This window comes from Pantoea allii (assembly GCF_002307475.1).
Lineage (GTDB): Bacteria > Pseudomonadota > Gammaproteobacteria > Enterobacterales > Enterobacteriaceae > Pantoea > Pantoea allii.
This window is the reverse complement of sequence record NZ_NTMH01000008.1, coordinates 1-2530: the sequence shown is the minus strand read 5'-3', so window position 1 is coordinate 2530 and position 2530 is coordinate 1. Positions and strand designations below refer to the sequence as shown.

1 protein-coding gene is annotated in these 2530 nt (G+C 56.8%); it reads left to right on the top strand.

Annotation, left to right across the window (positions count from 1 at the left end):
- Nucleotides 1-95: 95 nt before the first annotated feature.
- A partial coding sequence (locus CMR03_RS02920; protein WP_141248546.1) for a T6SS phospholipase effector Tle1-like catalytic domain-containing protein occupies nucleotides 96-2530 on the top strand: 2435 nt, incomplete at its 3' end.

Genomic DNA, 2530 nt, shown 5'->3' with positions numbered 1-2530 from the left:
CCCTGCGATGACGTGAAGGTCACGACCAGTTGTTACACCTACGGCAGTCCGTCCTACCCGATAAAAGAGCCCCTCAGGATGAAGGAGCCCAAAGTATGTCCGAAATAACGGTAACCGATTTAGCCTGGGTACCACCGCCGTTTCCGGCCCAGGGGCGCCTGCCGACGCAGGCCCTGCAAGTTGGTCAGAATTGCCATCAGCAGAACAGCGCCGAGCGGCTCTACCGCCAGGAACTGTGTCTGGCGGCCGGGCGACGTGTCGAGCCGCCTTGCTGCAAGACGCTGCATATCAGTCTGTTTTTCGACGGTACGGGTAATAACCTGAACAATGACCTGCTGCTGTCTGACCCGAAGCATCCGACCAATATCGCGCGGTTGTTTCGCGCCACTATCGGAGATGGTACAGCAGGTGGCGTATCTGATACGAGCAGGATGCCGCTGGATTCGGCAAGCGACAGCGGCGGCAAATACTTCAAATTTTATATTCCCGGTGTGGGCACTCCGTTCCCGGAAGTGAACGACCCGGATTATTCCACTATGGGGCTGGTGGGTGCAACCAAGGGTGAGGAGCGTATTAACTGGGCGCTGCTGCGTATTATTGATGTGCTAATGCGCATAAGTAAGGACCCGGAAAACAACAGCATAAAACTGTCCGAGGGTGCCAGCCGTAAGTCCATAGAAAAAATGGGTACCAGCTGGAACCGGCTGTGGTCTGGCGGAAGCCACAACCGTTATGAAGAGTTCAGCCGTTTACTGAATGAGTTAGCCCCGCAACTGAAACCACTGCTCACGCAGCCGGAGCCGGGTAAGCCTAAGGTGTTAGGCATCAAACTGTATGTTTATGGTTTTTCCCGCGGTGCCGCCGCTGCGCGTACGTTTGTTCGCTGGCTGAGCGAACTGCTTCCCCCACCAAAAGCGGAAGACGAAAAACCCCCACAGTGCCTGCAGATTGGTGAGATGCAGTTGCCTGTCAGCGTGGAGTTTCTCGGGCTGCTGGATACCGTGGCCTCCGTTGGGATAGCGCACGTTGTGCCGATAGCCGAGGGGCATATGTCCTGGGCGGACGGCACGATGGAGCTGCCGGACGATAAAACCTATGGCGGTTTGATAAAAAAATGCGTGCATCTGGTGTCCGGGCATGAGCAGCGTCTCTGCTTTCCGCTGGACTCGGTGCGCCGGGGTGACGGCAAGTATCCTTCCTGTGCCACCGAAGTGGTTTACCCGGGGATGCACTCGGATATTGGCGGTGGGTATCCGCCAGGGGATCAGGGGAAAGCGAATGCTGAGCATGATAGCTATTTGCTGTCGCAAATAGTGTTGCATGACCTGTATTCAAACGCTTTTTCTTCTGGTGCTCCACTGAAAGTCAATAAATCTAGTTTACCGGAGAGTTTAGGAAAGGACAGTTGGCGCGCTCTTGATGCTGAGCAAGTTAGAGATTTTGTCGTCGCACCGGAATTGATATCAAGATTTAACGCCTGGCGCGAACTCACCCTGAACCTGACCACACCAGAAAAAATCACGCCTGAAGAGGCCTCCCAATACGAACCACCGCGCGCCAGCGGCAGTCTGGAAACCGTCGTTGAAAACCAGATTGCGTGGATCACCGCCTGGCGTATCGAGCGCTATGCCAGAGGTTCGATGCTGAAAACGCCATTCTACCAGCGCGCCACCAATACCGAAGCGCTGCCCGCCGCGCGCAAGGCGGCAGAAGAAGCACGGGATGAAAAGCAGCGAAAGGTGCTTGAAAAGCGTCAGGATCAGTTAGCAAAACAGTCTGCCGACAGGATGGATGAGCTTGTGCTCTATCCGGGCATCAAGGATTTTGACCCGGATATGGCGCAGACCCAGTTGTTTGAAGCGGCGAAGGAGTTTGGTAAGGATTACCACGACGGTTACCGTATCCCGGAGAACCTGGCGCAGGCGGTGCTGGATACCGTGCTCCAGCCGATGATTTTCGTGCTCAATACCGATGATGAACCCCGGGAATACCGGCGAATGAAGGCTGACGGAGACGCGCGGGTGTCAGTCCTGTTTCCTGCCGCCGGTGAGGCCAGTAATGCCGGACAGCCAGCCGGGCTGGTCAGGGCCTTATTCGACGATCAGGTGCACGACTCGCGTGCCTGGTTTATGCACGCTGCGCTGGGTTCTCGCGAGATGTGGGGCGGCTACTTCCGCTACCGGATGATTTATTTCAGCGACAAATGTAATAAGTCCCTGTCACCGCTGGTGATCGCCGGAGATCTTATCGGGTTTGCCACCCTGACCACAGGTGTTGTGCTGAGCTTCAGACAAAAGACCCTGACCGGAAAGCTGGCAGGGCTGGCCGCGACAGGCGCCGTACGAACGCTGCAGGTTGAAGTGCTGGATCAGATCACAGGTGAACCCGTGCCGGAACTGCCGGGCGGGGAACAGCAGCGGGCATTTACCCGGGAGCCGGGCGTAGTGGTTGCACAGCGAAAAGCGCTTGTGGCTGAACAACAGCTGGCGCGGGCGCAGGCTGCGATCCCGGCCAGCTGGCTTGAGCAGGT